This window comes from Staphylococcus sp. GDY8P57P (genome assembly GCF_017892585.1).
In the GTDB taxonomy this organism is placed as follows: domain Bacteria; phylum Bacillota; class Bacilli; order Staphylococcales; family Staphylococcaceae; genus Staphylococcus; species Staphylococcus borealis.
Genome location: NZ_JAESLK010000036.1, coordinates 38,522 through 63,981 on the forward strand (window position 1 = coordinate 38,522; position 25,460 = coordinate 63,981).

The 25,460-nt window shown below is 32.6% G+C and carries 24 protein-coding genes, 2 tRNA genes and 2 pseudogenes; 11 read left to right on the forward strand and 17 right to left on the reverse strand.

What is annotated here, in order from left to right; all coding sequences use genetic code 11:
- Positions 1 to 14 precede the first annotated feature (14 nt).
- The 9 genes from KA878_RS10930 (at position 15) to KA878_RS10970 (ending at position 9,912) form a co-directional block, all read left to right on the forward strand.
- A tRNA-Glu gene (locus KA878_RS10930) sits at positions 15 to 89 on the forward strand.
- Positions 90 to 96: 7 nt separating this feature from the next.
- Positions 97 to 169: transfer RNA gene (locus tag KA878_RS10935), tRNA-Asp, on the forward strand.
- A gap of 518 nt (positions 170 to 687) precedes the next feature.
- Positions 688 to 1,389 carry a response regulator YycF gene (gene yycF / locus KA878_RS10940; protein WP_011274375.1) on the forward strand — a complete coding sequence of 234 codons (702 nt, stop codon included), beginning with the start codon at positions 688 to 690 and terminating at the stop codon, positions 1,387 to 1,389.
- 12 nt (positions 1,390 to 1,401) lie between these two features.
- Positions 1,402 to 3,228, forward strand: coding sequence for a cell wall metabolism sensor histidine kinase WalK (gene walK, locus KA878_RS10945; RefSeq protein ID WP_193839829.1), 1,827 nt, complete (start codon positions 1,402 to 1,404; stop codon positions 3,226 to 3,228).
- Entirely contained in the window at positions 3,218 to 4,552 is a 1,335-nt protein-coding gene (locus KA878_RS10950; RefSeq protein WP_193839830.1) for a YycH family regulatory protein, read from the forward strand. Before walK ends, KA878_RS10950 begins: the two co-directional genes overlap by 11 nt.
- The gene (locus KA878_RS10955) at positions 4,553 to 5,344 is read left to right on the forward strand and encodes a two-component system regulatory protein YycI (RefSeq protein WP_053030342.1); all 792 of its coding nucleotides are present in this window, start codon (positions 4,553 to 4,555) and stop codon (positions 5,342 to 5,344) included.
- Positions 5,345 to 6,136: 792 nt separating this feature from the next.
- On the forward strand, positions 6,137 to 6,937 hold the full coding sequence (locus KA878_RS10960) for an MBL fold metallo-hydrolase (protein WP_193839831.1): 801 nt from the start codon (positions 6,137 to 6,139) through the stop codon (positions 6,935 to 6,937).
- 402 nt (positions 6,938 to 7,339) lie between these two features.
- Positions 7,340 to 7,819, forward strand: coding sequence for a 23S rRNA (pseudouridine(1915)-N(3))-methyltransferase RlmH (gene rlmH, locus KA878_RS10965; protein ID WP_037552500.1), 480 nt, complete (start codon positions 7,340 to 7,342; stop codon positions 7,817 to 7,819).
- 83 nt (positions 7,820 to 7,902) lie between these two features.
- Positions 7,903 to 9,912 carry a hypothetical protein gene (locus KA878_RS10970; RefSeq protein ID WP_210140041.1) on the forward strand — a complete coding sequence of 670 codons (2,010 nt, stop codon included), beginning with the start codon at positions 7,903 to 7,905 and terminating at the stop codon, positions 9,910 to 9,912.
- Positions 9,913 to 9,941: 29 nt separating this feature from the next.
- Here KA878_RS10970 and KA878_RS10975 read toward each other — a convergent pair whose 3' ends face one another.
- The 17 genes and pseudogenes from KA878_RS10975 to KA878_RS11050 form a co-directional block, all read right to left on the reverse strand.
- Positions 9,942 to 10,760: a DNA adenine methylase gene (locus KA878_RS10975; protein ID WP_210126939.1), complete on the reverse strand. Its 819-nt coding sequence runs from the start codon at positions 10,758 to 10,760 to the stop codon at positions 9,942 to 9,944.
- Positions 10,757 to 11,560 carry a DNA-methyltransferase gene (locus tag KA878_RS10980; protein ID WP_210126940.1) on the reverse strand — a complete coding sequence of 268 codons (804 nt, stop codon included), beginning with the start codon at positions 11,558 to 11,560 and terminating at the stop codon, positions 10,757 to 10,759. The genes KA878_RS10975 and KA878_RS10980 overlap by 4 nt, the downstream gene beginning before the upstream one ends.
- A 174-nt stretch (positions 11,561 to 11,734) precedes the next feature.
- Positions 11,735 to 11,854: pseudogene (locus KA878_RS14705) on the reverse strand (DUF1643 domain-containing protein); the annotation flags it as partial.
- Positions 11,855 to 11,908: 54 nt separating this feature from the next.
- A pseudogene (locus KA878_RS14710) lies at positions 11,909 to 11,986 on the reverse strand (DUF960 family protein); the annotation flags it as partial.
- Between the two features lie 8 nt (positions 11,987 to 11,994).
- Positions 11,995 to 12,456 carry a hypothetical protein gene (locus KA878_RS14385; RefSeq protein WP_245336335.1) on the reverse strand — a complete coding sequence of 154 codons (462 nt, stop codon included), beginning with the start codon at positions 12,454 to 12,456 and terminating at the stop codon, positions 11,995 to 11,997.
- 47 nt (positions 12,457 to 12,503) lie between these two features.
- Positions 12,504 to 13,106 (reverse strand): hypothetical protein, encoded by a 603-nt coding sequence (locus KA878_RS10995; protein ID WP_210142161.1) that lies wholly within the window; start codon positions 13,104 to 13,106, stop codon positions 12,504 to 12,506.
- A gap of 99 nt (positions 13,107 to 13,205) precedes the next feature.
- Positions 13,206 to 13,718: a DUF1643 domain-containing protein gene (locus KA878_RS11000; protein ID WP_210126941.1), complete on the reverse strand. Its 513-nt coding sequence runs from the start codon at positions 13,716 to 13,718 to the stop codon at positions 13,206 to 13,208.
- Positions 13,719 to 13,733: 15 nt separating this feature from the next.
- Positions 13,734 to 14,045, reverse strand: coding sequence for a DUF960 family protein (locus KA878_RS11005; protein ID WP_210122743.1), 312 nt, complete (start codon positions 14,043 to 14,045; stop codon positions 13,734 to 13,736).
- 84 nt (positions 14,046 to 14,129) lie between these two features.
- Positions 14,130 to 14,480 carry an SAUGI family uracil-DNA glycosylase inhibitor gene (locus KA878_RS11010; protein WP_031869224.1) on the reverse strand — a complete coding sequence of 117 codons (351 nt, stop codon included), beginning with the start codon at positions 14,478 to 14,480 and terminating at the stop codon, positions 14,130 to 14,132.
- Positions 14,481 to 15,049: 569 nt separating this feature from the next.
- Entirely contained in the window at positions 15,050 to 15,979 is a 930-nt protein-coding gene (locus tag KA878_RS11015) for a ketopantoate reductase family protein (protein WP_002506256.1), read from the reverse strand.
- Between the two features lie 540 nt (positions 15,980 to 16,519).
- Positions 16,520 to 18,148 carry a cassette chromosome recombinase CcrB gene (gene ccrB / locus KA878_RS11020; RefSeq protein ID WP_031869225.1) on the reverse strand — a complete coding sequence of 543 codons (1,629 nt, stop codon included), beginning with the start codon at positions 18,146 to 18,148 and terminating at the stop codon, positions 16,520 to 16,522.
- Between the two features lie 21 nt (positions 18,149 to 18,169).
- Positions 18,170 to 19,519: a cassette chromosome recombinase CcrA gene (gene ccrA, locus KA878_RS11025; protein ID WP_031797628.1), complete on the reverse strand. Its 1,350-nt coding sequence runs from the start codon at positions 19,517 to 19,519 to the stop codon at positions 18,170 to 18,172.
- Between the two features lie 193 nt (positions 19,520 to 19,712).
- On the reverse strand, positions 19,713 to 19,991 hold the full coding sequence (locus tag KA878_RS11030) for a hypothetical protein (RefSeq protein ID WP_031797629.1): 279 nt from the start codon (positions 19,989 to 19,991) through the stop codon (positions 19,713 to 19,715).
- Between the two features lie 78 nt (positions 19,992 to 20,069).
- Positions 20,070 to 20,387 (reverse strand): hypothetical protein, encoded by a 318-nt coding sequence (locus KA878_RS11035; protein WP_031869226.1) that lies wholly within the window; start codon positions 20,385 to 20,387, stop codon positions 20,070 to 20,072.
- A 66-nt stretch (positions 20,388 to 20,453) separates the two neighbouring features.
- On the reverse strand, positions 20,454 to 22,247 hold the full coding sequence (gene cch1 / locus KA878_RS11040) for a cassette chromosome replicative helicase (protein WP_050439788.1): 1,794 nt from the start codon (positions 22,245 to 22,247) through the stop codon (positions 20,454 to 20,456).
- Positions 22,247 to 22,537 carry a cassette chromosome ssDNA-binding protein gene (gene ssb, locus KA878_RS11045; RefSeq protein ID WP_113587732.1) on the reverse strand — a complete coding sequence of 97 codons (291 nt, stop codon included), beginning with the start codon at positions 22,535 to 22,537 and terminating at the stop codon, positions 22,247 to 22,249. The genes cch1 and ssb overlap by 1 nt, the downstream gene beginning before the upstream one ends.
- 181 nt (positions 22,538 to 22,718) lie before the next feature.
- Positions 22,719 to 23,708 carry a hypothetical protein gene (locus KA878_RS11050; protein WP_224742987.1) on the reverse strand — a complete coding sequence of 330 codons (990 nt, stop codon included), beginning with the start codon at positions 23,706 to 23,708 and terminating at the stop codon, positions 22,719 to 22,721.
- Positions 23,709 to 23,903: 195 nt separating this feature from the next.
- On the opposite strand from KA878_RS11050, the gene KA878_RS11055 reads away from it, so the two are divergent.
- Together KA878_RS11055 and KA878_RS11060 are read left to right on the forward strand one after the other, a co-directional pair.
- Positions 23,904 to 24,470: a Pycsar system effector family protein gene (locus KA878_RS11055; RefSeq protein WP_031869230.1), complete on the forward strand. Its 567-nt coding sequence runs from the start codon at positions 23,904 to 23,906 to the stop codon at positions 24,468 to 24,470.
- A 2-nt stretch (positions 24,471 to 24,472) separates the two neighbouring features.
- Positions 24,473 to 25,222 (forward strand): adenylate/guanylate cyclase domain-containing protein, encoded by a 750-nt coding sequence (locus tag KA878_RS11060; RefSeq protein WP_113587734.1) that lies wholly within the window; start codon positions 24,473 to 24,475, stop codon positions 25,220 to 25,222.
- Positions 25,223 to 25,460 lie beyond the last annotated feature (238 nt).

The window sequence follows — 25,460 nt, forward strand, 5'->3', positions numbered from 1 at the left end:
TTGTGCTTAAGAACGGCTCCTTGGTCAAGCGGTTAAGACACCGCCCTTTCACGGCGGTAACACGGGTTCGAGTCCCGTAGGAGTCACCATTTTTTAGGTCTCGTAGTGTAGCGGTTAACACGCCTGCCTGTCACGCAGGAGATCGCGGGTTCGATTCCCGTCGAGACCGTATTGCTTATCCAAAAGGATAGGCATTTTTTTATGCCTTCATCATGCTATTTTTCATATATTATTTTTAATCCCTTTTTGAAATCTTTTCCCAAAAAATCAATACAAACTAAATCAAAATATTGTAAGACATTCATTTGCATTACAAATAGATGACGTCGCAACAGAATCTTAATATTAATCATCGGTTTAAAATAGAATGCTTGCTACACAACTATTGAGTCGTATCATCTTTCTGTAATAATGCGTTGAATAGGCGTCACTACGACTTTTGTCCCGTATTCAAAGGGTTCAACTTATTTGTAATATTAAATTAGAGTGGTAAACTTTAAACGAATATTATTCTATAATTTTAAATATGAAAATAGAATTACATGAATATTAATGGTAAATTATATAGTAGATTAATATGCGCTATAAACTTATTAAAACGCATCAAATCACAGTTTAATCTTTACTAATTTATAAGAATGAATATTGAAATATAGAACTATAATTTGAGAAATGAGGTTTATAGATATGGCAAGAAAAGTAGTTGTTGTCGATGACGAAAAGCCAATTGCGGACATCTTAGAGTTTAATTTGAAAAAAGAAGGTTATGATGTTTACTGTGCCTATGATGGTAATGATGCAGTAGATTTAATATATGAAGAAGAACCAGATATCGTATTATTAGACATCATGTTACCTGGTCGTGACGGTATGGAAGTGTGCCGTGAAGTACGTAAGAAATTCGAAATGCCTATTATTATGTTAACAGCGAAAGACTCTGAAATCGATAAAGTATTAGGCCTTGAACTGGGTGCAGATGACTATGTTACGAAACCGTTCAGTACACGTGAATTAATCGCACGTGTGAAAGCGAACTTACGTCGTCATTATTCTCAGCCAGCGCAAGAGGTAAGTGGTACGACAAATGAAATTACAATCAAAGATATTGTGATTTATCCAGACGCTTACTCTATTAAGAAGCGCGGGGAAGATATTGAATTGACACACAGAGAGTTTGAACTCTTCCACTATCTTTCTAAACATATGGGTCAAGTGATGACACGTGAACATTTATTACAAACTGTATGGGGCTATGATTACTTTGGTGACGTGCGTACAGTTGACGTAACGATTCGTCGTTTACGTGAGAAGATTGAAGACGATCCTTCACACCCTGAGTATATTGTGACACGTAGAGGCGTTGGATACTTCCTCCAACAACACGATTAGGAGTTTGCGACTATGAAGTGGCTGAAACAGTTACAATCCCTTCACACCAAGCTCGTTATTGTTTATGTGTTATTGATTATTATTGGAATGCAGATTATCGGTCTGTATTTCACTAATAGTTTAGAAAAAGAACTGACAAATAACTTCATGAAGAATATTAAGCAATATGCGACTCAGCTCGAAGTTAATATTGAGCGGATATATAGAGATGATCCATCTAACGCTCAAAAAGAAGTTCAAAGTTTATTAAATGAGTATGCCAACCGTCAAGAAATTGAAGAAATTCGTTTTATTGATAAAGATCAAATCATAATGGCTACAGCGAAGGTATCATCGCATAATATGATTAATCAGAAGGTAAATGATAACTCCGTTCAAAAAGCCTTATCGCTAGGTGAATCTAATAGTCACAATGTCTTGAAAGACTATGGTAGCGGTAAAGAACGAATTTGGATTTACAATTTGCCAGTCAAAAATGGCAATGAGACGATTGGTAATATTTACATAGAATCGAATATCAATGATGTCTATAATCAGTTGAACAACATCAACCAAATCTTCATTATTGGTACTGCGATTTCCCTATTCATTACAGTGATACTTGGTTTCTTTATCGCAAGGACGATTACAAGGCCGATTACAGATATGCGTAATCAGACGGTAGAGATGTCTAAAGGTAATTACACACAACGCGTTAAGATATATGGTAATGACGAAATCGGTGAATTAGCTTTAGCCTTCAATAACCTGTCTAAGCGTGTTCAAGAAGCACAAGCAAATACTGAGAGTGAGAAACGTCGATTAGACTCAGTTATCACACATATGAGTGACGGTATTATCGCAACAGACCGACGTGGTCGTGTACGTATCGTCAATGATATGGCTATCAAAATGCTAGGTATGGCTAGAGAAGACTTAATTGGCTACTATATGCTTAGTGTATTGAATTTAGAAGATGAGTTCTCATTAGATGAAATTCAAGAGAATAACGATAGTTTCTTATTAGATATGAATGAAGAGGAAGGGATTATCGCACGTGTGAATTTCAGTACAATTGTTCAAGAAACTGGATTTGTGACTGGTTACATAGCGGTATTACATGATGTTACTGAGCAACAACAAGTTGAACGTGAACGTCGTGAATTCGTTGCAAACGTATCACACGAATTGCGTACACCTTTAACATCTATGAACAGTTATATAGAGGCACTTGAAGAAGGTGCTTGGAAAGATGACAATTTAGCACCATCATTCTTATCCGTTACACGTGAAGAGACAGAACGAATGATTCGTCTTGTTAATGATTTACTTCAATTATCGAAAATGGATAACGAATCTGAACAAATTACGAAAGAAATTGTCGACTTTAACATGTTCATCAATAAGATTATTAATCGTCATGAAATGGCAGCTAAAGACACGACATTTGTACGTGAAATTCCATCTGAAACGATCTTCACAGAAATCGATCCAGATAAGATGACGCAAGTGTTTGATAACGTTATTACGAATGCGATGAAATACTCTCGTGGTGAAAAACGCGTCGAGTTCCACGTGAAACAGAATGCGTTATATAATCGTATGACGATTCGTATTAAAGATAATGGTATCGGTATCCCGATTAACAAAGTAGATAAAATCTTTGATCGTTTCTATCGTGTAGACAAAGCGCGTACACGTAAAATGGGAGGTACTGGTTTAGGACTAGCCATTTCGAAAGAGATTGTAGAAGCACACAATGGACGTATTTGGGCAAACAGTGTTGAAGGACAAGGTACATCGATATTTATTACACTTCCATGTGAAGTTATAGACGACGGTGATTGGGATGAAGAGTAAAGAACATATTAAATCGATTATTCTTTTCCTATTAGTCATGATGAGTGTGGTACTAACGTTTATGGTATGGAATTTCTCACCAGACTTGAATAACATCGATAGTACAGATAGTAAAAAGAGCAATACTAAGACAATCGGCAAGCCAATGTCTGCCAATATCGAAAATGTCATAGCGCCGTATCAAATTGTAGAAGTTAAAGGCGATAAAGTGAAAGGTTTGGCACCTTCTCGAGCGCAGTTGTCTCAAGTCATAGGTACATTGAAAAATCACGAAGTCAGTAAAGTGGAACACATTCAACGAGATTATAATTTAAATATCCCTATGTTAAATGACCACCACTTTACTGTACTGGATTTCACTTATGATATGCCTTTAACAACGTATTTAGGCCAAGTGTTAAATTCATCAGCGAAAGTACCTAAAAATTTCAAATTTAATCGAATCATCGTTAGCCAAAACCCTAAAGGTAATTTAGAGTTGTTTGCGATTAGCGAAGACCGTCATGAAGTCATGAAAGTAACGATGACTGCAAAGGCAAATCACTTTATTAAAGTGATGGATCATTTAAATAATGAAATGCAGAAATATTCAGAAGTGATTACGAATAAAGATACGATTGATAAAGCGACACATATATTCGCACCAAGTCATCCGAAAGATATGCGTTCATACCGTATGGTTTATGATACGATTCCAGTCGAAACGATGAATGCGATTTTATTTGACGACTCAGTGATTATCCGAAGCGGTAAGAGTGGTTCGACGACGTATAATAATAACACTGGTGTAGCGAACTATAATGATGAAAGCAAAAAATATCATTATAAAAATTTATCTGAAGATGAATCAAGTTCGAGTGATATGGACTCAACCATTCCAAGCACATTTGAATATATTAATGGGCATGGTGGCTTCTTTAACGATGATTTCCGTCTGTTCAATACAGAAAATTTATCCGGTGAATTAACGTATCAACTCTTCCTCAATGGCTATCCAACATTTAATGATCAGCAATTAAATGATATTGAAGTGACTTGGGGAGACAAAGGTATTTATGATTATAAACGCGCTTTATTACGTTCTAGTGTACCTCTAGAGGGTGAAACGAAGTCACTGGATAGTGTTGAAAGTGTGCGTTCTTCATTGGCAAATAATCATAACCTAGATTTTGAAAAGGTTACGAATATGGTCATTGGCTATAAAGAGGATGATCGACCTGATAAAGATGATATAGAAGTGCAGCGTAATAGTGAGCTTGTGCCAACGTGGTATATTCAATACGATGGCGATTGGTATGCTTATGAGGATGGGAGGCTTGAATAAATGAATTGGAAACGAACGAAGACATTGTTTATTTTCGTATTTATTCTAGTCAATATCCTGCTTGTATTGATTTACGTGAATAAGGTTACGAAGTCTCAAATCAATGAATCTGAAAGTGATAATGAAGTGAAATTTCAACAAGAAGAAATTAAAATTTCGAATGATCTGCTAAATAAAGATGTGAGTGGTACGAAGATGCAGATGATTACGGCTAAGTCTAAAGATTTTAAGAGTTATGCGAAAGGTAAGTCCTCATTAGAAACGGAGGATTCAGGTAATACGTTAACAGGTGAAATCGATAGTACGGTTAATGTGAGTGATAGTAATTTAAGTGATTTAAAAGACTATATCATGAGCAACATCTACAATGGTAAGATGTATCAACTTGGCGATGTTTCATCTAATGCTGTGACATACGAGCAGACGTATGAAGGTTATCCTTTGATGAATAATAACAAAGCACGTTTACGTTTTAATGTAAATGATGGTAAAGCGACAAGTTATGAGCAATCTGCAATGAATAAGATTGAACCTGCGAAGAGTGATAATAATCCTAAGAAACAGGTCATTACACCACGTAAAGCGATTGAAACGTTATACTTTAATCGTTACTTAAAATCAGGCGATGAAGTGTTGGATGCACGATTAGGATATTACTCTGTTGTGAGAGAAACGAACGTGCAGTTGTTGCAAGCAAACTGGGAAATTAAAGTGAAGCATAAAGGTAAGGAAGATGTGAAGACCTATTATGTTGAAGCGACATCATCAAATCCTAAAGTGATTGATAACTAGGGAGCAGGACAGAAATAATATTTTTCCAAAATTTATTTCGTGGTCCTGCTCCGGCAAGGTTGACTAGAATTAAAAAAAGCTTGTTACAAGTGCATTTTTAATTCAGTCAACTACTGCCAAATATATATGTAGCCTGAGACATTGAATTATGCTCAGGCTCTTATTGTCGAATTAAAATGTTTTAATTTCGTTTAAGTTGCTTCGCGTTCCTGGGGTGCTGTCTCTAAAGCAGCTCTTGGATGGATAATATTCTTTGGTTGCGACGCTTTCCTGTGGGAAAGGCTCGTGCCTGTAGTCACTCGACACTTTCTTTTCCACTAGGAGTCGCGCAACGCCATTTATTATCCATCATTAGAGCTACTTACCTAAGTGTTAAAGCACTTAGGTTCTTTGAAACTACTGCTCCCCTAGGAGTTTCCGCAACTCTGTTTCGTTATCTATCTTAGAACTGCGTATGTGAGTGTGTGAATGGTTATTTTCAATAGATTACCATTCTCTGTTCTTAATTAGAAAGAAATGATATTTGGTGTGGAAAGTATAGTAAGTGTGTGAGTCTATTAGTGTCTCATGCACTTATTTTATTTATATGTGTAAGTGTTGTATATAAACAAGGGATTGGAACTTTAATTTTTGTATTGGTATAGTATAATATAAAGGTATTTTAGAGAACTGGAATGTTTCGAATGATATGGTTTGTTCGAAACTTCATTTTTTTAATTAAAGAGTGCAGAATATAAGGAATTAGACTGAAGGCACTCTAAAATATAGTGTAAGTTGTCGGAAGTAGAAAGGATGAGTCGCTTGATACGAATGAGTGTATTGGCGAGTGGTAGTACAGGGAATGCCACTTATGTTGAAAGTGATAAAGGCAGTCTATTAGTAGATGTTGGACTCACTGGCAAGAAGATGGAAGCGTTATTTAGTCAAATTGATAGAAATATAAAAGATTTAAACGGCATTCTAGTTACTCATGAACATAGTGACCATATTAAAGGTTTGGGTGTACTTGCGCGTAAATATGGTTTACCGATTTATGCGAATGAAAATACTTGGAAAGCAATAGAGAAGAAGGATAGTAAAATTCCAATGGATCAAAAATTCATTTTTAATCCGTATGAAACAAAATCAATTGCAGGTTTTGATATTGAATCATTTAATGTATCGCATGATGCGATTGACCCACAGTTTTACATTTTCCACAATAACTATAAGAAATTTACGATGATCACAGATACAGGCTATGTTTCAGATAGAATGAAAGGTATGATTCAAGGTAGTGATGCTTTTATGTTCGAGAGTAATCATGATGTGGATATGTTACGTATGTGTCGCTATCCTTGGAAGACGAAGCAACGTATTTTAAGTGATATGGGGCATGTGTCTAATGAAGATGCAGGACTAGCGATGACAGACGTGATTACAGGTAATACGAAACGTATCTACCTTTCACATTTATCACAAGATAACAATATGAAAGATTTAGCACGTATGAGCGTTGGACAAGTATTAAATGAACATGATATAGACACTGAAAAAGAAGTGCTATTATGTGATACAGATAAAGCCCAAGCTACACCGATATATACATTGTAATTATTTAGACGAACGACCTACTTATAAACTTAGTATTTGTAAGTAGGTTGTTTTTTATGTATTGAGTTAATTATCTAATAATTTGGACTATACATGATTATTCAAAATGAACCTTATTATAACAAGATTTAGCTCAAATCTGTGAATAAATATTTAAGACTTACTTAAAGTTATCCCCAAAACGAGGATGAGTTATCCACTTTTGTGTATAATACACACAGAAATACTCACATTATTCACAGACTTATCCACAGATATACAAAGATAATCACATAAAGCGGGATATTTTAAAAGATTTTCCCGTAATTCGTATACATTACTGTTATAATTAGAGGGAATTCTGTTAACAAGTTGATAACTTGTGGATAAGTAGGATAACTATTAAGATCTATGGAGGATTTTATGAAGATAACAATCTTAGCTGTGGGTAAATTAAAAGAAAAATATTGGAAACAAGCAATATCAGAATATGAAAAAAGATTAGGTGCATATTCCAAAATTGAAATTATTGAAGTACCCGATGAAAAAGCACCTGAAAATATGAGTGATAAAGAAATAGAACAAGTGAAAGAAAAAGAGGGCCAACGCTTATTAGCTAAAATAAAGCCGCAAGCCACAGTCATCACTTTAGAAATACAAGGTAAAATGTTGTCCTCAGAAGGTTTAGCTGAGGAAATGCAACGACGCATGACACAAGGACAAAGTGACTTCGTCTTTGTGATTGGCGGATCAAACGGATTACATGAAGACGTCTTAAAACGCAGCAACTACGCACTCTCATTCAGCAAAATGACGTTCCCACATCAAATGATGCGCGTCGTCTTAATCGAACAAGTATACAGAGCATTTAAGATCATGCGAGGCGAAGCGTATCATAAATGATGCGGTTTATTTCTATTTTATCCTCTTATATTTTTAATAAATGATATAATAAACAAACTATCAAAAGAGAAAAGGAGATTGCTATGCATTTAAATATTTATGGTGATAATATTATTGAATGTGAACGTGCATTAGAAATATTTATCGAAGGCATTTCACTGAATGAAAGTAATGATTTGATGGTTACATGGGATTTAAAAAATTTTATATGTCCTTCTGTGCATGTGGTGGGCTCTAAGGAATACATATTTACTCTTTATTCTGGGGTAAATAAAAATAGATGGAATGTCGATGTTTATAGTAAATTTCTCACAGATAAAGGTGGACTTTTAGCAGAAGGTGCAGATGCACTAGTAACAGTAATAAAAAATGAGAAGGAAGAAGCGTTAGTAGCTTTTGAATTTAGTAATGCTTTACCAGCCGGAAACAATGCTTGGCAGAGATCAGGAAGATCACTTTCATTTTCACAAGCAAAAATACCATACATTTACGTAGCAGAATTGGGTGGGAATGAACTAAATAAAGATGGAAGTGTAAAGAGTATGAGATTACCGAATTCAACTTTGGTACTATCATATATACTAAATAGTATTAGAAGACAAATACCTAATGCCATTGTTTATAGAATAAGCCCGGTTGCTACTGAAGATACTAAATCTAAATTTGAAAATATTATTAATAACCATAATTTACAAAATTTATCATATAATATTATAAATGAAATTGATTATGATACTATTATAAAAGAAATCATTAAGAATAACTATGAAATGTATAGGATGATTTCGAAAAAGGATGAAAGATTTGAAAGAAAAGATTTTATAAATTTAAGTAAATCAGAATTAGAGTCTGTATTGATAAATGATATTAAAGAATTAAGTATACCTTGGAAAAAAAGGTTAGGAAATAGGAGTAAATATGGGAATAAATTTTTAAATTTCAATGATATTTTAGCCCAATATGCAATAAGTATTTTTTCTAGAAATAGCTTGCCTTTTTCTTTATTACCTAAAGAAAAAATAGAATCATTTATAAATGATTATAAATCAAGTGATAATTGTTCAAAAGATTTGCTAGATTATCTTGAGAAAAATCGTAATGACGACATTGTATTTTGTCTTGTTAATGGTTTTAAACCCGGAGGAGAAGATTCACGTCCAGATAGAGGTTTAATACCATTTGTAAGGATGCTTATGGGGGATGAAACACTTGTAATAACTGTGGTTTTTGGCCCGGTTCCAGAATATCATATGAATGCATTTAAAAATAAAGACTATAATAAAATAATGTCTAGTAATGGATTATTTTCATCTATAATGGGTCAATCTAATTACACGTTGATTTTATCTCCAGAAGAAAAAGAAGAGGCATTTAGTTCTGAAAACGTTGTTAAAGTAGAAAAAAAGCAAATGAAATATGACACTATAAGTAAGATGCCAAAGGTTTTTACAGAAATGGATGTAGATACTGTGATTCATTTATTATTCACAAAAAAATTTAACAGCGTATTTGAAAGTTTTTGTAATCCTCCAGGTGGAGATTGGAGTGGTATATCTTTAATACAAAATAATATAGAATATAGATGGTTATCTTTAGAAAGAGCTCCTAAAGATATGAAAAGACCAGATCATGTATTACAATTTATCAAAGAAGTTCCTAATGTAATATTATCTATAGAATCAAAAGATAATAAGTCAAGTTTGATAAAGAGTGAAAAAGAAGTAGGTCCAAAGATGATAAAATATCTTTATAATTTAAAGAATAAAAATGTAAATGCTGAGAGATATTTTAGTACTAGCGGCATATACACACAAAGTGTAAAAAAAATTTCTAAAGAAAATTTTGAATATAAAACAGGTGTTGCATATATTGAAAAGGACATGAATTATCTAAATAGGAATGAATTTATAAAAATTAAGGATAATTGTGAAGTAGATTTTGTACTAGCATTTAAATTTGTTAAAATTAAAGATGAGGTTGAAGTTAATTTGTATTATTATTGTGAAGATATAAGTATGAATAATATATTATTTAATAAACTCTCTGAGTTAAATTATTCTTTTGAAAATTTACGTATCCATCAGATTAAATAAAAAAACCTGGTTTTATCCAGGTTTTTTTATTAATAATTTAAATATAGATGTTCATGGGAATCATCATTCACTTTATTTAAAACTTGCGATACTTTTGACTTTCCTATATTTATTTCAATAACTTGTCTATAAAGCTTTTCTGGTATGTGATGTTGATAATTGTTATTAGAATTTAAACCATCGAAGGAAAGAGCCCACTTTACACCTTTGTCGTTGAGATTGCTTAATTCGTTAATTAGTTTTTCTAGATCAAGATTTTGCACATATCTTGAAGTACTTCCAGCATATGGAGGGTCTAAATAAACAAAATCCCCTTTTTTTGTTCTTTTTAAAAAGGATGAATAGTCTTCTGACGTAAACATAGTATTTTGTATTTTATGATGCCATTTCATTACAATTTTTGCAAAAGTTGTAGGTTTCATTCCTCTTCTAGAAAGGTGAATAGAATTGTTAAAGTCCCCTTTAGAGTTGAATCTAATTATTCCATTGACAGCAGTTCTTGAAAGAAATAATAAGTCAGTTGGTTGTTGGTTTAAGTTAAAGCGATCACGAACATAATAGAAATAATTTGGGAAATCTGCTTGTAAAAGTTCCCAATTTTTTGAATAGGTTTCAATAACATAGTTAGGTTCTGTTTGAACTAAGCGCCATAAATCAATTATTACTTGATAAACATCATTAGCAAAAGTAATTTTATCGGTATTGTTATATAAAATACTTGCACCACCTAAAAATGGTTCGTAATAAGTATTTATATTGTCTGGAATGAATTTTTGTATTTCTTTTGCTTGTAGCCTTTTACTGCCAGTCCATTTAATTAGTGACGGAACGTTTTCGAAACCATTCATAATAAACGCCACTCTTCATTTTCGATTTTTTCTTTACTTAGTTTAACATATTCTTCATCTAGTTCAATTCCAATATAATTTAAACCTAGTTGCTTAGCAGCAACACACTCTGTTCCAGAGCCACTAAAAGGAGCTAACATTATATCGCCAGGAAGAGAAGTCAAATCTAACATTCTACGAATTAAACGTATAGGTTTTTGGGTAGGGTGTTTACCAAATTTTAATTCGTCCTTTTTTTTATTATTAGGGATATCCCAAACTGTGCGCATTTGCTTATCTTTTTGCTTTAATAAGTCCTCTTTATATTCGATACTTTTACTAAATTCATAATTAAAGTTATACTTTCTTTTTTTTGAAGAACCCGAATGTGCCCATAATATAGTTTCATGACTAGCAGTGAGTCTAGTGCCGCTTAAGTTAGGAAAACTATTTCGCTTGTACCAAATTACTTCATTAATAATTTCAATTTCAAGTAATTGCATACACATATTGATTATTCCGATATTATGATATGTACCATGAATCCATATGGAACCTGTCGGTTTTAATATTCTTTTACATTGTTCTAGCCAAGCCATTGAGAAGTTGAAATAATCAAATAGAGACATATTATCCCAACTTGACATTACTTTACTCCATTCACCACCGAAACCTTTCGGTTTACTTTCATTTTTAATAGCCCAATTGCCCCCTTTACTCAAATTATATGGGGGATCGGCAATTATTATATCAACAGAATCGTCAGGAAAATCAGCCATTATCTCTATACAATCACCTTGATAAATTTTATTGGTTTGCATATTATTACCTCACGTCTTTTATTATTTTCATAAGTATATATTATAGCATTTCTTATTTAATTAGACTATTCTCTAAATCTTATAAGCTGAGAGCTATAGTGAGATAAGGGTCTAAATTAATGAAATTTAATCTAGGAAAGTATACATTTTAGTAACTGTATCAATGATTTTTGATTAATATAGTCTTTTATATGTCCATTTTCTTCTTGCTTTTGAATTTAGTGGATGCATAATTTCATTGGTCTGTGGATTGATTAATTTCTTAACTTTTTTCTTATGAGGTTTCAACATTTCACTTCCTTCATTTTTTGAATATCTGCATGCTTATCAAAAGCATTTTCTAATCCTTTAGTATTCTTCGGGTAGTAACTTGACGTGATAAGAAAGGCCTACATCATCTTCACGAATGATGTAAACCTTATTAATCTCCTTGTTTATAATTCAATTTTAGTTTCATGGTCTATAGATGTCTTAGGTCCATTCCATATTTGAACTGTTCCATCATCTTTAATTACGATGGTATTAGCTCCTGAACCTGATTTATTATTTGCATTAATAGTCCATTCTGAACCATTGTATTCTGGTTCTTGAAATTTTAATAAATCAGCATCTCCTACTTCATTTACAGCTGCAATAGCATAATCAAATACATTGTTTCTAGTTACCTGTTGTTCAGCACTTGTATCTTCTTCTGTTGTAGATTGCTCTGGTTCTTGACTATTATTTTGTCTGTCATTCGATTGATTATTATTAATTGTTTCACTAGCACTTTGCGAATTACTGTCGTCATATTCTTTTTGTTGAGCCTGTAATTTATTTTTTTCTAATTCTACTTCCTGATATTTGTTGTATCCAAAAAATCCAACAGCTGCTAGTATGCCAATAATGGCAAGCACTGTGATTATGCTTAATAATTTTTTCATATATTATTTATCCTTTTCTTTTAGTAATTGCCGCCTTGACCATTTGCACGAGCTTCAACCTGTCCTCTTAAAAAACCGATATAATCACCAGATCTTTCTGCAGCTTCATCCACAGCAGCAGCTTGATCTTCAGTCATTCCTTCTTTATAGGCATCAATAAATTCATCATCTGACATGTTATTAGCATCTTCTGCTGTATATTTAGGTTGAGTTTCTTCTGTACTATCTTCATTTGCAGCGTCGCCTCCCCCAGATTGAGCCATAACTTCTTGCTCATATTTCTCTTCTTCATCTGGAGAATCAAATTCACCTACATAATCTATTCCATTTTTAGTTTTCTTTATGACTTCACCATCTTCTGTCGTTCTCACTTCTTTAGTACTAACATCCTCATTTGTTACGGGTGTTTGATAATTTGTTGTATTATTACTTTCTTCTTTACCATTATTATCGATTTTTTTAGATTTTTCTTTTTTATCGTCTTCTTTAATTTTATTTTCAGCTAGTTTAGCTTCTTCTTTTTTGAGCTCTAAATCTTTATAACTACCGTATGCAAATACAACTGCAACTCCCAAAACCGCGACAAGCGCAATAACTCCCAAACTTGCTATGATTTTTTTCAAATCCCTATCCCCATTCTCTTTTATTTATACTTTATATCATTATATTAATTTATTTTGCTACGCTTTACTATTGTTATTTTAAAAAACTAATTTTTATTATTAATTTATTACTTTAAATATCCATTTTTTTCTTGCCTTTGGATTAAGTGGATGCATTATTTCATTTGTTTCTGGATTAATAAGTTGCTTTACTTTCTTCTTATGAGGTTTCAACATTTCCAATACTTCATTGACCCTAGACTCAACAACTGGTTTTTTAGCGTATGCACCCCAAGCTAATATAACTTCATCTGCTTCTTTAACAGCTTTCATGATTTGAATGTCAGTATGCTTATCATGGCTATTTTCTATATGCTTTATATTTGTGGTTGTTATCATGTTTGAATATAGATTCACAAAATTAATTGATCCGAAGTCTTTCATTTCAGATACTTTATTTAGAATTAATTGAGTCGTTAAATCTAATTTTTTGGTTCCTTCAAAATTTGGATAACAAGTTATAATTGAAATTATCTTTTTATCTTTGTCCCACGTTTTTTTGAGTAAGTAACGATGTTGATTATCGTCACTAAATATTGCTTCAGTTTCTAATGTACTTTGTATATTCTGCATGATTGATGCCTCCTATTAATATTCTTCGGGTAGTAACATGACGTAATAAGAAAGGTCTACATCATCTTCTCGGATAATGTAGACCTTATTAATATTGATAGCTTTTGAATAATTTGCCTTATGAATTTTTACGTACTCTGGACGTTCTTGCTTATGTTTGATATATAATTGACTATTATGCATATTGAACTGGAATATATGAAAGTAATCAATCTCTTCTAGTTCCTTGAATTGTTCGTTTTCGCGTTGCGCTACAAGTTTCCATAACTCTTGCTGCAATATTGCTGGCAAGTAATTGGCAATACCACGTGTAATATAACGTTCCATGCTCATTTCTCCTTTTCTATATCTTTCATTATTGTAATAACTTCTGTAATGACTGTGACGCTTATCTGAGCTATGTGTATCCATTTATTCATTATTATAATTCTCCTTTTCAAGTAAGTGTCTTTGATCTAGTAGTGGCATAACTGTGTTATGAAGATATAAGAAGTCCATATCGTTTGTTTCATCAATATAACCAATCGCAATGAGTTGTTTTTGATAGTAGAGGATAAAGGGGTATATATGTCTTTCATGAAGTGTATCAGAGTAGTAAGTATGCGTATGAAGGATTTTGTTGGTGAGTGGACCAAGTCTGACATATTGATCAGGAAGGATATCATCAGCGATTTCCTCGATAGATTCACATTCCCATTTTTCATCCCTTGGCAGATTGAATAAGTTGGTTATATAATGCTTGAGTTGTAGTTCTAATGTCATTGTTATGACCTCCTAATGTATTTGGTTGATGTATACATGTGATACATCATTTAGATAATATAAGTTTGAAATAATGTTTGTTTCGCTTAGAAATCCCACTGAAATACAGAAAATATCCCAATCGAAAATCATCACAATTGTTGATATGACAAGGAAATCCCGTTATCCCGCTCATTTCTCAGGAAATATAGCTATATATTTATATATGATTTGGATTTGTAGATGTCAGTACGACTGACTTTTTCTTTTTATATTATTTATTTATAAATAATAATGGGATTTTGGGATTACGCTTGCGTAATCCTTCTGCTACATGAAGTTATTGAATCCCGCTGTTATCCCGTTGACATTTTATTTTGGGATGTTCTTTCGTCATACAATATAAGCTTCATATCGAGTTATGACTGATTAGTTTGTTGAAATATTTGATAGATGCGTGTTATTGAATGACGAAAGGACAAGTATGTTTATATTATATTTTGAGAAAGAGGGTTTGAGGTAAAAATAAAGACGAAGTGCTGAAACGCACTTCGTCGAGAGAAGAATGATTAAATTTGATTTTGTAGTTATTATAATTTTGATTCTAATTGGTGGACAAGATGAGTTAGCATTGTATTAATCGGTGTAGGTATATTAAATTCTTTTCCATAAGCAGCTATTTGTCCATTAAGGTAGTCTATTTCAGTTAAGCGGCCATTTGAATAATCTTGATGCATTGATGGGTAATGAAGTCCTTGAGCTTCTTTTGGATAGGCTGATACAACTTTTTTAAAAAGCTCATTACGATCCAAATGAATGTCTTTTGCCTTTGCAACTGCGACAATTTCATCAATAATTGGCATAATCATTTCATCTGATTGTGCATAATTACCAAATTCGTAAATGGTTTTGTTTAATATCGTACATAGAGGATTTAAAACACTATTGAGTGTAGCTTTAGACCATATTGATTCGAATACATTGGAACTAATTTGTGCATTCAAGCCAGAGTCATTGAATATTTGAAGTATAGTATTAGCTTGTTCATCTACTTCACCATCTGCTCTTTGTAGATATATAGATCCTTCGCCTTCGAGTAATAATTGACCTGGCCCGCGCAGTCCAGCTGTCCACATAGTTACGCCAAGATAGATTTGTGATAGCGGAACAATTTGTGATAATCGCTCTTCATGACCTAAGCCATTCATCATACTTAATATAGCTGTCCCACTATGAATACAGCCAGCTTCTTGTAAACGTTGTAACATCTCTTCAGATTGCATAGCTTTGGTTAATATTATGATGAGATCAAATTCAGCTGAAACATCTTTGGTTAATATTGCGGGAATGTTAATTGAGTAGTTATCTGTTTCTGTTTTAATGTTCATGCCATCTTGATTAATTTGATTAACATGCTCTTCCCAATTATCTATAAGTGTTACGTCATAACCAGCTTCTTTTATAGAAATACCAATTCTTCCACCCATTGCGCCTGCACCTGCTATGGCTATTTTGTACATAAAATACACTCCTTAGCTATTTTTAGATTTTATAATCAATATTACAATATAATTGAATTATATCATTTTAGACCTTTTAGTGAATTGTTGCGCAATTCTTTGATTTGAACCATCATTCAGTTGGTTATCATATTATGGTTTTTAGTATTATTTGAAAATCCCATTGAAATTCAGAAAATATCCCAACCGAAATGCATGCTCATTGTTGGTATGACAAGGAAATCCCGTTATCCCACTTATTTCTCGGGAAATAGAGCTCTATATTTATATATAATTTGGGTTGTAGGTGTACTGACGCTTAATTTTTTCTTTTTATATTATTTATTTATTTATAAATAATAATGGGATTTTGGGATTACGCTTGCGTAATCCTTCTGTTACATGAAGTTATTGAATCCTGTCGTTATCCCGTTAACATTTTATTTTGGGATGTTCTTTCGTCATACAATATAAGCTTCACATTGAGTTATGACTTGTTAGTATGTTGAAAAGATTCGTTAGATGGGTGTTATTGAATGATGAAAGGACAGTACATAGATATTAGATTTGAAAGTAGAGTGTTTGAGGCAAAAACAAAGACGAAGTGCTGAGGAGCACTTCGTCTAGATTATTATTATTGAAAAGTTGTTTAATAATCTCATTATTGAGCTTGAGTGTGACATAGAATTGCTTTTTATGATTACCGTCTTTACGAATATCGATACGATCAATGACCGTAAGGTATAATGCCTTGAGTTGTGATTTATCCATGGATTCTATATTTTGAAATATTCGTTGTAATATGGCAGCGATTTGTTTCGTATCATAAGATGGTTTTTCTTGGTTTTGTTGCTGCTTGAGTTGATTAATTTGGTTTGTAATGTCATTCAGTTGTGTTTCATATTGATGAATGGTTGGTTTGAGCGCAGATGTTAAGTCTGGATTGTCTTCAATGGTTTGAACTAGATTTTTAAGTTTAGTGTTTATTTCATCAAATTGTTGTTCCTTATAAGCGACATCATGATTCAATGCAGCTATATCAACTTGATTATCCTTGTTGACCCGTTTTACGACTTGGTTGATGACTTTATCACTTTTGACAATTTCGATTAGTTGATCCATGACATATTTTTCTATGACATCAGCTCTCACACTATTCGCAGAGCACACCTTTGATCCTTTGTTGCGAAAATTACTACATGAATAATAGCGGATACGTTTCTTAGTTCCATTTTTGAGTGTATTAGTTGTATTGCTCGCCGCCATAGGCGATCCGCATTGGGGACAATGAACGATACCTGTTAATAGATTAGTTCCTTTTCCATGAACTTGAGGTTTTTGACTAACTTGCTTCATACGTGAATGTACTTTATCCCATAGTTCTTGACTAATGATAGGTGAATGCTTCCCGTCAGCTACTACAGGATTATCATTAAGTCCTTTACGTCGCTTTTCATTCCAATCTTTATATTTCGCAAATTGTATTTTACCAATGTAAAAAGGATTGGAAAGGATGTATGCTATAGCTGATGTACTGAATGGATTACCTTTCTTTGTTACATAACCTTTATGATTAAGTGCATTAGCCATTTTACGATATCCGTGACCTTTAGCATATGACTCAAATATATATTTTACAATATTGGCTTCATGTTGGTTTATCATGAGTTCATGTTTATTGTCTGGAATTTTCTCATAGCCAAGTGGAATATTGCCTTGATAATAGCCTTCTTGAGCACGTCTGGTTTGTCCCATGAATACATTCTCGACAATGTTATTGCGTTCGAATTCAGAGAAGCTTGCTAGAATTTGTAACATCAGTTTACCACTGCTTGTATTAACTTCCATACGTTCAGATAAGCTGAAGAATTCGACATTTTGACGATGAAGGTCTTCAACAATTTTGAGTAAGTCAGAGGTGTTACGTGCTAAGCGATTTGTTTTGTAGACCATAACAGCATCGATATGTCCTTCTTTTGCATCTTTTAGTAAGCGTTGTAATTCGGGTCGGTTCATAGATTTTCCAGAGATACCTCTATCTGCGTATACGTCTTCAATTGCGAAGTTATTAAAATTACAGTATTCTCTGATTTGATTGATTTGTCCGTCGATACTATATCCCTCTGTACTTTGCATCTCTGTCGATACACGAACATAGATACCAACACGTTTTTGTTTGAGTTGTTGCAATGTATATTCATCCTTTCTTGTTTAGACAATTGATGATTGCATCTGTTGTTTTACAATATTCAATGGCTCATTTTTGAAATAGATACCAACTAGCTTTTTATTTTTAGTAATATGAATTTCATCGATGTATGGATACAGCATGTTTAACGTGAAACTTTTCTGAAATACATTTTGTAGCGATACTTGTAATTGATCCTCGCTTATTGAGCGTAGAGGTTTACGATTTTGAGTTATTGATTGAGACTGTTTTTTGAATGCTTCAGCATCAATTAAGCCCTGGGCCAATTTATCTATTAGTTGTGCTTGGGTAATATTATTTTGTGATTCTAACTGTTGATGTTGTTTGAGTTGTTGTCTGATTCTGCTATTTATCTTTTGATGGAATTGTTTGTTTTGAAAGAATTCTTTGCATATGTCTAAGACTTGTTTTTCTAATTCTTGCGCATTTATTCCCTTGAAGTTACAAACAAAGCGAGCGTTATTCATATTCTGTGAGCAGACATAGTAACGCAATGAACGATTTGGTTTTCGTATGGTTACATTTGTAAGTGTTGAATGACAATAGGGACATTTGATCTTTTGTTTGAGTCGATTTTTTGAAGGTTTACGTTCGACTTGTTTCTGCTTTCTCATAGCTTGTGCTTCTTCATATATCGTTGTACTGACAATAGCTGGGAACATGTTGTCATGTTGTCCATACTGATTAATAACTCGTCCACAGTAATTAGGGTTAATGATAATATTACGAACTTGATAGGGCATTCGATTTATCATTCTTGAGTCGGTTTCTAAGCGTTGTGAAATCTTTTTGTATCCATAACCCTGAAGATAGTAGTTGAATACAGCTTTCACAGTATGTGCTTCGGATGTGTTTATCGTGAATGTGCCATTATGATAACGATAGCCAAAGGGTGCATGTGTCGTAATCAGTTTGCCTTGATTCGCTTTTTCCTTGAGGCCGTTTTTGACTTGTTCACCAATATTATCGGATTCAAGTTCGGCCAAACTGATGAAAATATTTAGTTTGAGACGATCAAAAGATTTATCCATGTCGAAATATCCGTCATGTACACTTAATATGTGAACATGATGCTTTTGGCATAGTTTCATAAGTTTTAAAGCATTTTTTAGATTTCGATGTAGTCGATTCAGACGATAACAACATAAAACGTCACATTGTCCTTGTTGAATTAGTTCAGTAATTTGTTGGTAACCATTACGCTTGTCAGTGCGTCCAGATTGTTTATCGCTATAGAATGTAATGTGTTTGATCTGATGTTTTTGGGCTAATGATTCAATGGTTTGTTTCTGTGCTGCAAGTGATTGTTGTTTGGTTGTACTTTGACGTAAGTAGCCAATAGCTTGATTCATCATATTTCCTCCTTCCAAAGTGATAATATATATTTATGAACGAATTTATAAATGAGCCCAACACCTAGCTGGTGTTGGGCGTTATTATTAGTCATCAGACTGGTTGATTTCTTCGATAACCAAATCTGCGAGCATTGTGATTAATTCGTCCATGTTTTCTCCCCCTAAGTGTCTTCAATAGTAGTGAGCGATATTATACTAAAATTTCAAATACTGAAATAAGATCAATGCCTTTGTTCATACAAATACTTTCTAATCGATTATGTTCCTCATATAAACCATGGAAGATAATGCAGCTAGGTGTAATAGATCCGTGTATAATATCATCTTCTAATTGAGTGCTTTCGTAGTAAGTTTCATCAATTTTATAACCATTTTTGTCACAAAATTTCTCAATAGTATCGATAGGGAGTGAATCCAAGTAATCCACTCTTTCATCAGTAATTTCATGTGCTAATGCAATTGTTTTCATTTTAAAGCCTCCCAATTAATGATTAATTGAACCACAACACTGAAAATAGTGTTGTGGTATTTAATATGACAAATGAAGTTACTTAAGCAGGTACTCGACATGACCTTTGCCGTTCCATTTCACAATATTTAACTTATCTGTGTAACCAATGGCGTAGATGTGGAATATGTTCTCTAATTTTACAATCGTTTGATGAGACACTTTATCAAAATCATAATCGTTATTCATTTCAAGAAGCATAATAAAATCGAATGATTCTTCAAATAATAGTGCTTCGTTATTGAGTGATTCGACGATTGAGTTGAAATATTTTTGTTCTTTTTGTGAAACTTTAAAAGTGATATTGTGTTCTCCAGTGTTATTTTCTAAAGTAAGTTTAGTTTGATTAAATAGCATTTTTGCTTCCTCCAATTTTTTATTAGCTACAACGCCCCACAGAGCGTTGTAGCAGTATTATTAATTTTATAAATCTAAATCATCATTGCCTTCCCATTCTTTAGCTTTCGCTGAAAAATCATCTAGTAGATGTTTGTTTGTTGTACCATCAAATTGTGGTGGTGCGAATGGTTCTGAATTTGAGCTCAGGCCGAAAATAGGTGCAAGCTCTTTATCCAATTTAAGATGGTAGAATACAATACTCCTAGATTTTCCTTGAGCATCTTTGATACTACGTTTGGTTGTTCGCCTGTTGCGGTCAGATTCCATATAACCTTTATCCCGAAGGGCATCGATGACATTTTGTTCATCTTCAAATTGATTATCTTGTAACATTTGTTTAAAAACATCTTTTAGCATCTTGACCTGAATACAATTATCTCTTTTTTCAATTAGGCCAAAGTTTTCAATCATCGTCGAAAGTTTAGCATTTTCAGCAAACTTACCGCGATTTCTCATGACGAATTGAACAATTACATCGATTGCTTTATCAGCAAGAGATCTATCGCTTACCGAGTCTAAATGGTAATTAACTAAGTAATCTCTAACAGCATTCAAATCAACAGGTGTTGCGATAACACGTTCCAATATACGAGATGATGTCGTAATTGTTGCGTAGCGTTTAAACATGCGAATACCTGTATTACTAGTTTCGCTTTCTAGTTGCGTTTTGAACCATTGATGCTCAGTTCGGAACCATTGAATGACTTCTGCTTCACGATTAAGTAGATACTCAGCTACTAATGGCATGACATGGCCGTAATTGGTTGCTATTGCCTTTTTTATTGCATCTGAGTTTTCAGAACTAGTAGTGAAGCGCTCTGTAATTTCGATTGTTCTAACCCGTAGACCATCGTTTTTTGCAGCATCTTTGAATATAGTGTATTCTGAGGTAGAAATAATAGATGTACCCCAGTTTTTAGGGGCTTTTACTTCTCCATGAATATTTGCTCGTTGACGCCCTTGACCTTCTGCAATCGAATATAATAATTCTGTGATTCTTGAGAAAGTAGCTGAAGTGAGCTCATCGAAACTTAGTGGCACACCTAGGTTATTTTGGAGATAGCCCTCAATTGCATTACGAGTTCCATTCCAGCTTCTGAATAGTGTTTCAGTGCCTTTGTTCGGGTTACCTGCAACTGATACAGCTAGTGCAGCAGCAGTTGACTTACCTGTACTTGAATTTCCCATAAACGAGAAGATAGTGCCCGCAAACTCAACTTCATGTAAGTTTTTAAGATAGGCTGTGACTAATGATGACACACTAAAAATAACAGCAAGCTCTAGCAATAAGTTCCCTTTTACTTCATCAAGATACATTTGCCACCAGTTCCTAAAAGTACCTTTAGGTTGCAAATCATATTGTGTGTTGCATAGGATATCTTCATTTAAAGAATGCTGTACTTTTTTAGATACATAAGGTTCGTCCAACGATATGATAGGGTAATTCTCAGTGCTAATCACACCAACACCTTGATACATTGGCGATATAGGTGTTTGAGTTCGCATTTGTTGAAGAATGAATCCCAAATCGCGGATATATTTTTCATTAACATTGAATCCGAATTTGATGATGGTAGGAAGCTTTTGTGATGATAAAATATCAGCCTCTTCAATTAATTCGGTATTATTAAAATCTGATAAAATAATTTTTTCAACTTTAGTCTCGGGATCTATGAATCTTGCTGTTATAACAATGGGGCTTGATATGAAAACTTTTTTATCATCATCTTCATTTTTCTTGGCAGGGATAATTAAAAACCAACCGACCATAGTCAAAATAGCATTTCCAAGTTTGAAAGGTAGGTTTGAAGGGTTCATTAGAACCCACCTCCTTTCCAGTTACTTTTGTGACGCATTGGATTAGGCCCTGTTTTACGGTAAACTAAGTTCCCGCTGCTATTCTTACCAATAATGACAAATGGAACATTTGGTGCGTGCTTTACAAAGTATGCAAACCAGCGACCTACTTCTTGTTGTAATTCAGTTGAACATGTCTCAGTTTTTATTTTTAAGTCATGAAATGTAAATGTAGTGTCTTCAGATAGACTGAAAGCAACACCTAAACGTCTTCTTTTAAGTTCGTTAAACTCTTCACCTTCGTACTTCATAATTATTTACCTCCAAATGTATTAATTTGTGTATCGGCCGAATACATATATAACTATATAGGTAATAGTGTGAAGAGTAAGTCTGTAAAATAGACTTGAAAATTCCATACAAAAATTTTCGTGTAATATATTGACAAAAAAGAAGTGCCGATTTTCATCGGCACTTCTTTAATAATGATAACTATTTCGTTGTTATAAAAAAATATTCAGATTGATTATCTTCATCTTTATCAATATCTTTCTTATAATGATAATTTAAAGCTTTTTTTAATTCAGCAATAAGTTTATTGCGATTTTCTTTGGTGTACTTTGGTGTATCTACTAACTCACTTTGACTTAATAATCTAATGACTAGGGCTTTAGGGGCAGATGCTTGAGTTTCTTTGTTAGTTAAATATTTCGCAAGATTTACGTCAATTTGAACACGGCGTTCTTGTTCTAAATAGTCACTATAGCTATAAGATTGAGATGTAGCTAATCTTACATTAACTTCATCCTTGAGTTCATCTAATTCATCCATATAGTAATTAATTATATCTATTTTTTGAGCACTGCTAACATTTGGAGCTGTTATTATATCGATAACCTTAGATTTTATACCAACTTCGATATTTGAATCGATTAAGAAATATAAATAGTAATTTGTCATAGCAGTTTTATAATCAATAGGATTAGTAATTTCATTTTTTATAAAATAATATAAGTTATCATTAATTTTATTTGTAGATTCTATATCTTTTTTATTAACGCCATTTTTTAAAAAATGGATATAATCAGAGTTATTCGACAATATATCATGTATAACAAATTTACTATCACATTTAAATGCATAGAATTTTCCAATTTTAAAATTTTCAGAATCAATACCAAGTGCAAGGCAAAATTTTTTGAAATTTGCTGAAAAGTTAGTTTTAGTTGGCACAAATAAATCATGATCTTCCCACTTTTTTTGTTTATTTTCTTCATTTGCATTACTGCATCCATCAAGAAGATGTAATTCATATTTAACTATGTCAGTTAAAATCATTGGATATTTTACCTTGTTACGAGTGTTGTGATTATTATTTAATTCCTCATAAGATTTACTTGCTTGACTCATCACTTCTTTTACTTCCTTTGTATCCATATTTTCAATTATTGATTGTAACTCATGTCCCCAATTGCTATACATCAAATCACTCATTTCTAATTTTTAAATAATTATATCTTAAGAATTGTGAATATATATAGAGAACATAGGTTCTTGATTTGTTATAATTATTTGTATTAAGTAATTTCGTTATAAAGTGGATTGAACAATAGAAATTAAAAGAATACATTTATTAATTTACAAAAATTTAATTTTTTTAAAAGGGTGATTAATTTAATGGAAAACAATAATTTAAAAAATGATCTTTTAGACGAGTTAGATAGACATTTAGAATGGATAAGGAGTTGTGATACAAAAGCTTCAATTGTTTTAGCAATGTTAGGGGTTTTTATTGTTACTATTTCTTCTGAAATATTCTTAGATAGTCAAAAAGAAATAGTATTAAAAGTATTGAACAATATAAATTTTTCTAATTTAATTTATTTTATTTTTGAAGTATTGGTCTATTTATTATTTTTTAATGGAATATATAATATAATTAGGGTACTTTTTCCTCAGTTAAAAAAATCTGTTGAGACTTATAATGGGATGGAAAATGATTCCTTCTATTATTTTGAAAGTATTTCAAGCAAGACTTATTCTGAGTATAAAAAGCAAAGGATCAATAGAACATCAGAAGAAGAAATTGATGATATTTTATCCCAGATTTATATAAATTCAAAAATATCTACAAAAAAATATTATTTTTATAAGAAAGGTTTAGCATTTGTGCTTTGGGGAATTTTAGGAATTTTGATTTTGCATTTGATCGGTATTATTTTAGTTAATGTGGGAGGTTTTTAAATATGGAAATAAGGGGCTATGATTACAAGGCAAGAAAGAAAAAAGTTGAAGAAATCTTAGAGAATACTAATTTTATAAATGAAGTGAAAAGATTCCCTAATAATGATAATTTTACATATGAGAATGGTTATAAAGCTTGGCTTAGTGCAATTTTTATAGATTTAAGAAATTCTACTAAATTATTCACAGAAAATAGTGAAGTAGATGTTGCCAAGGTGATTAGAGGCTTTACGTCTGAAGTTATAGAGATTTTACAAAAGGATACTCAAGATAATGAATTGAAAGAAATTGGTATTAGGGGAGATTGCGTATTTGCTGTGTATTCAACACCTTTTAAAAATGAACTATTTGATGTCTATCAACGTGCAGTTTACATTAATACCTATTTAAAAATGTTGAATAAATTATTAGATAAAAGAAATCTTCCAAATATTAAAGCAGGTATTGGTTTAGCTGCTGGTGAAAATTTAGCAGTAAAGGCAGGTAGAAAGAGTTCAGGTATAAATGATTTTGTTTGGATTGGAAAAGCAGTAACAACAGCGTCGAATTTAGCAGATCTTGGTAATAAAGAGGGCGTTTGTCCCATTGTGATGTCAGGTACTTTTTATTCTAATTATATTGATGTTGAAAAGAATGGAAATTCTAAAAATTGGTGGACGAAAAACGGTGACGAACATAATGGTACATATTATCATGGCGATGTTGTAAAAATAGAATTTAATAAATGGATTGAATCGGGTATGATTGATTAATTTGGAGTTTATATGAACTACATTAATTACACTAAAGGTAGAAACTAATAAAGTTATCTATAATAAAAGCTATTTCAAAAACCGCATCACTGCACGATAAGCAGAAGCATATCATAAATGATGCGGTTTTTTCAGCCACTTCATAAAGGGATTTTGAACGTATCGGAACGTATGAGGTTTATGAGAATTGCTGTTATGTTTTTGTGAAGCGTATTATAAATGATGCGGTTTTTGATAA

Coding starts and splice junctions, on each gene's coding strand:
- yycF (WP_011274375.1), top strand. CDS start 688: ATGGCAAGAAAAGTAGTTGTTGTCGATGACGAAAAGCCAATTGCGGAC.
- walK (WP_193839829.1), top strand. CDS start 1,402: ATGAAGTGGCTGAAACAGTTACAATCCCTTCACACCAAGCTCGTTATT.
- KA878_RS10950 (WP_193839830.1), top strand. CDS start 3,218: ATGAAGAGTAAAGAACATATTAAATCGATTATTCTTTTCCTATTAGTC.
- KA878_RS10955 (WP_053030342.1), top strand. CDS start 4,553: ATGAATTGGAAACGAACGAAGACATTGTTTATTTTCGTATTTATTCTA.
- KA878_RS10960 (WP_193839831.1), top strand. CDS start 6,137: ATGAGTCGCTTGATACGAATGAGTGTATTGGCGAGTGGTAGTACAGGG.
- rlmH (WP_037552500.1), top strand. CDS start 7,340: ATGAAGATAACAATCTTAGCTGTGGGTAAATTAAAAGAAAAATATTGG.
- KA878_RS10970 (WP_210140041.1), top strand. CDS start 7,903: ATGCATTTAAATATTTATGGTGATAATATTATTGAATGTGAACGTGCA.
- KA878_RS10975 (WP_210126939.1), bottom strand. CDS start 10,760: ATGAATGGTTTCGAAAACGTTCCGTCACTAATTAAATGGACTGGCAGT.
- KA878_RS10980 (WP_210126940.1), bottom strand. CDS start 11,560: ATGCAAACCAATAAAATTTATCAAGGTGATTGTATAGAGATAATGGCT.
- KA878_RS11000 (WP_210126941.1), bottom strand. CDS start 13,718: ATGCAGAATATACAAAGTACATTAGAAACTGAAGCAATATTTAGTGAC.
- KA878_RS11005 (WP_210122743.1), bottom strand. CDS start 14,045: ATGGAACGTTATATTACACGTGGTATTGCCAATTACTTGCCAGCAATA.
- KA878_RS11010 (WP_031869224.1), bottom strand. CDS start 14,480: ATGACATTAGAACTACAACTCAAGCATTATATAACCAACTTATTCAAT.
- KA878_RS11015 (WP_002506256.1), bottom strand. CDS start 15,979: ATGTACAAAATAGCCATAGCAGGTGCAGGCGCAATGGGTGGAAGAATT.
- ccrA (WP_031797628.1), bottom strand. CDS start 19,519: ATGAATCAAGCTATTGGCTACTTACGTCAAAGTACAACCAAACAACAA.
- KA878_RS11030 (WP_031797629.1), bottom strand. CDS start 19,991: ATGAAAACAATTGCATTAGCACATGAAATTACTGATGAAAGAGTGGAT.
- KA878_RS11035 (WP_031869226.1), bottom strand. CDS start 20,387: ATGCTATTTAATCAAACTAAACTTACTTTAGAAAATAACACTGGAGAA.
- cch1 (WP_050439788.1), bottom strand. CDS start 22,247: ATGAACCCTTCAAACCTACCTTTCAAACTTGGAAATGCTATTTTGACT.
- ssb (WP_113587732.1), bottom strand. CDS start 22,537: ATGAAGTACGAAGGTGAAGAGTTTAACGAACTTAAAAGAAGACGTTTA.
- KA878_RS11050 (WP_224742987.1), bottom strand. CDS start 23,708: ATGTATAGCAATTGGGGACATGAGTTACAATCAATAATTGAAAATATG.
- KA878_RS11055 (WP_031869230.1), top strand. CDS start 23,904: ATGGAAAACAATAATTTAAAAAATGATCTTTTAGACGAGTTAGATAGA.
- KA878_RS11060 (WP_113587734.1), top strand. CDS start 24,473: ATGGAAATAAGGGGCTATGATTACAAGGCAAGAAAGAAAAAAGTTGAA.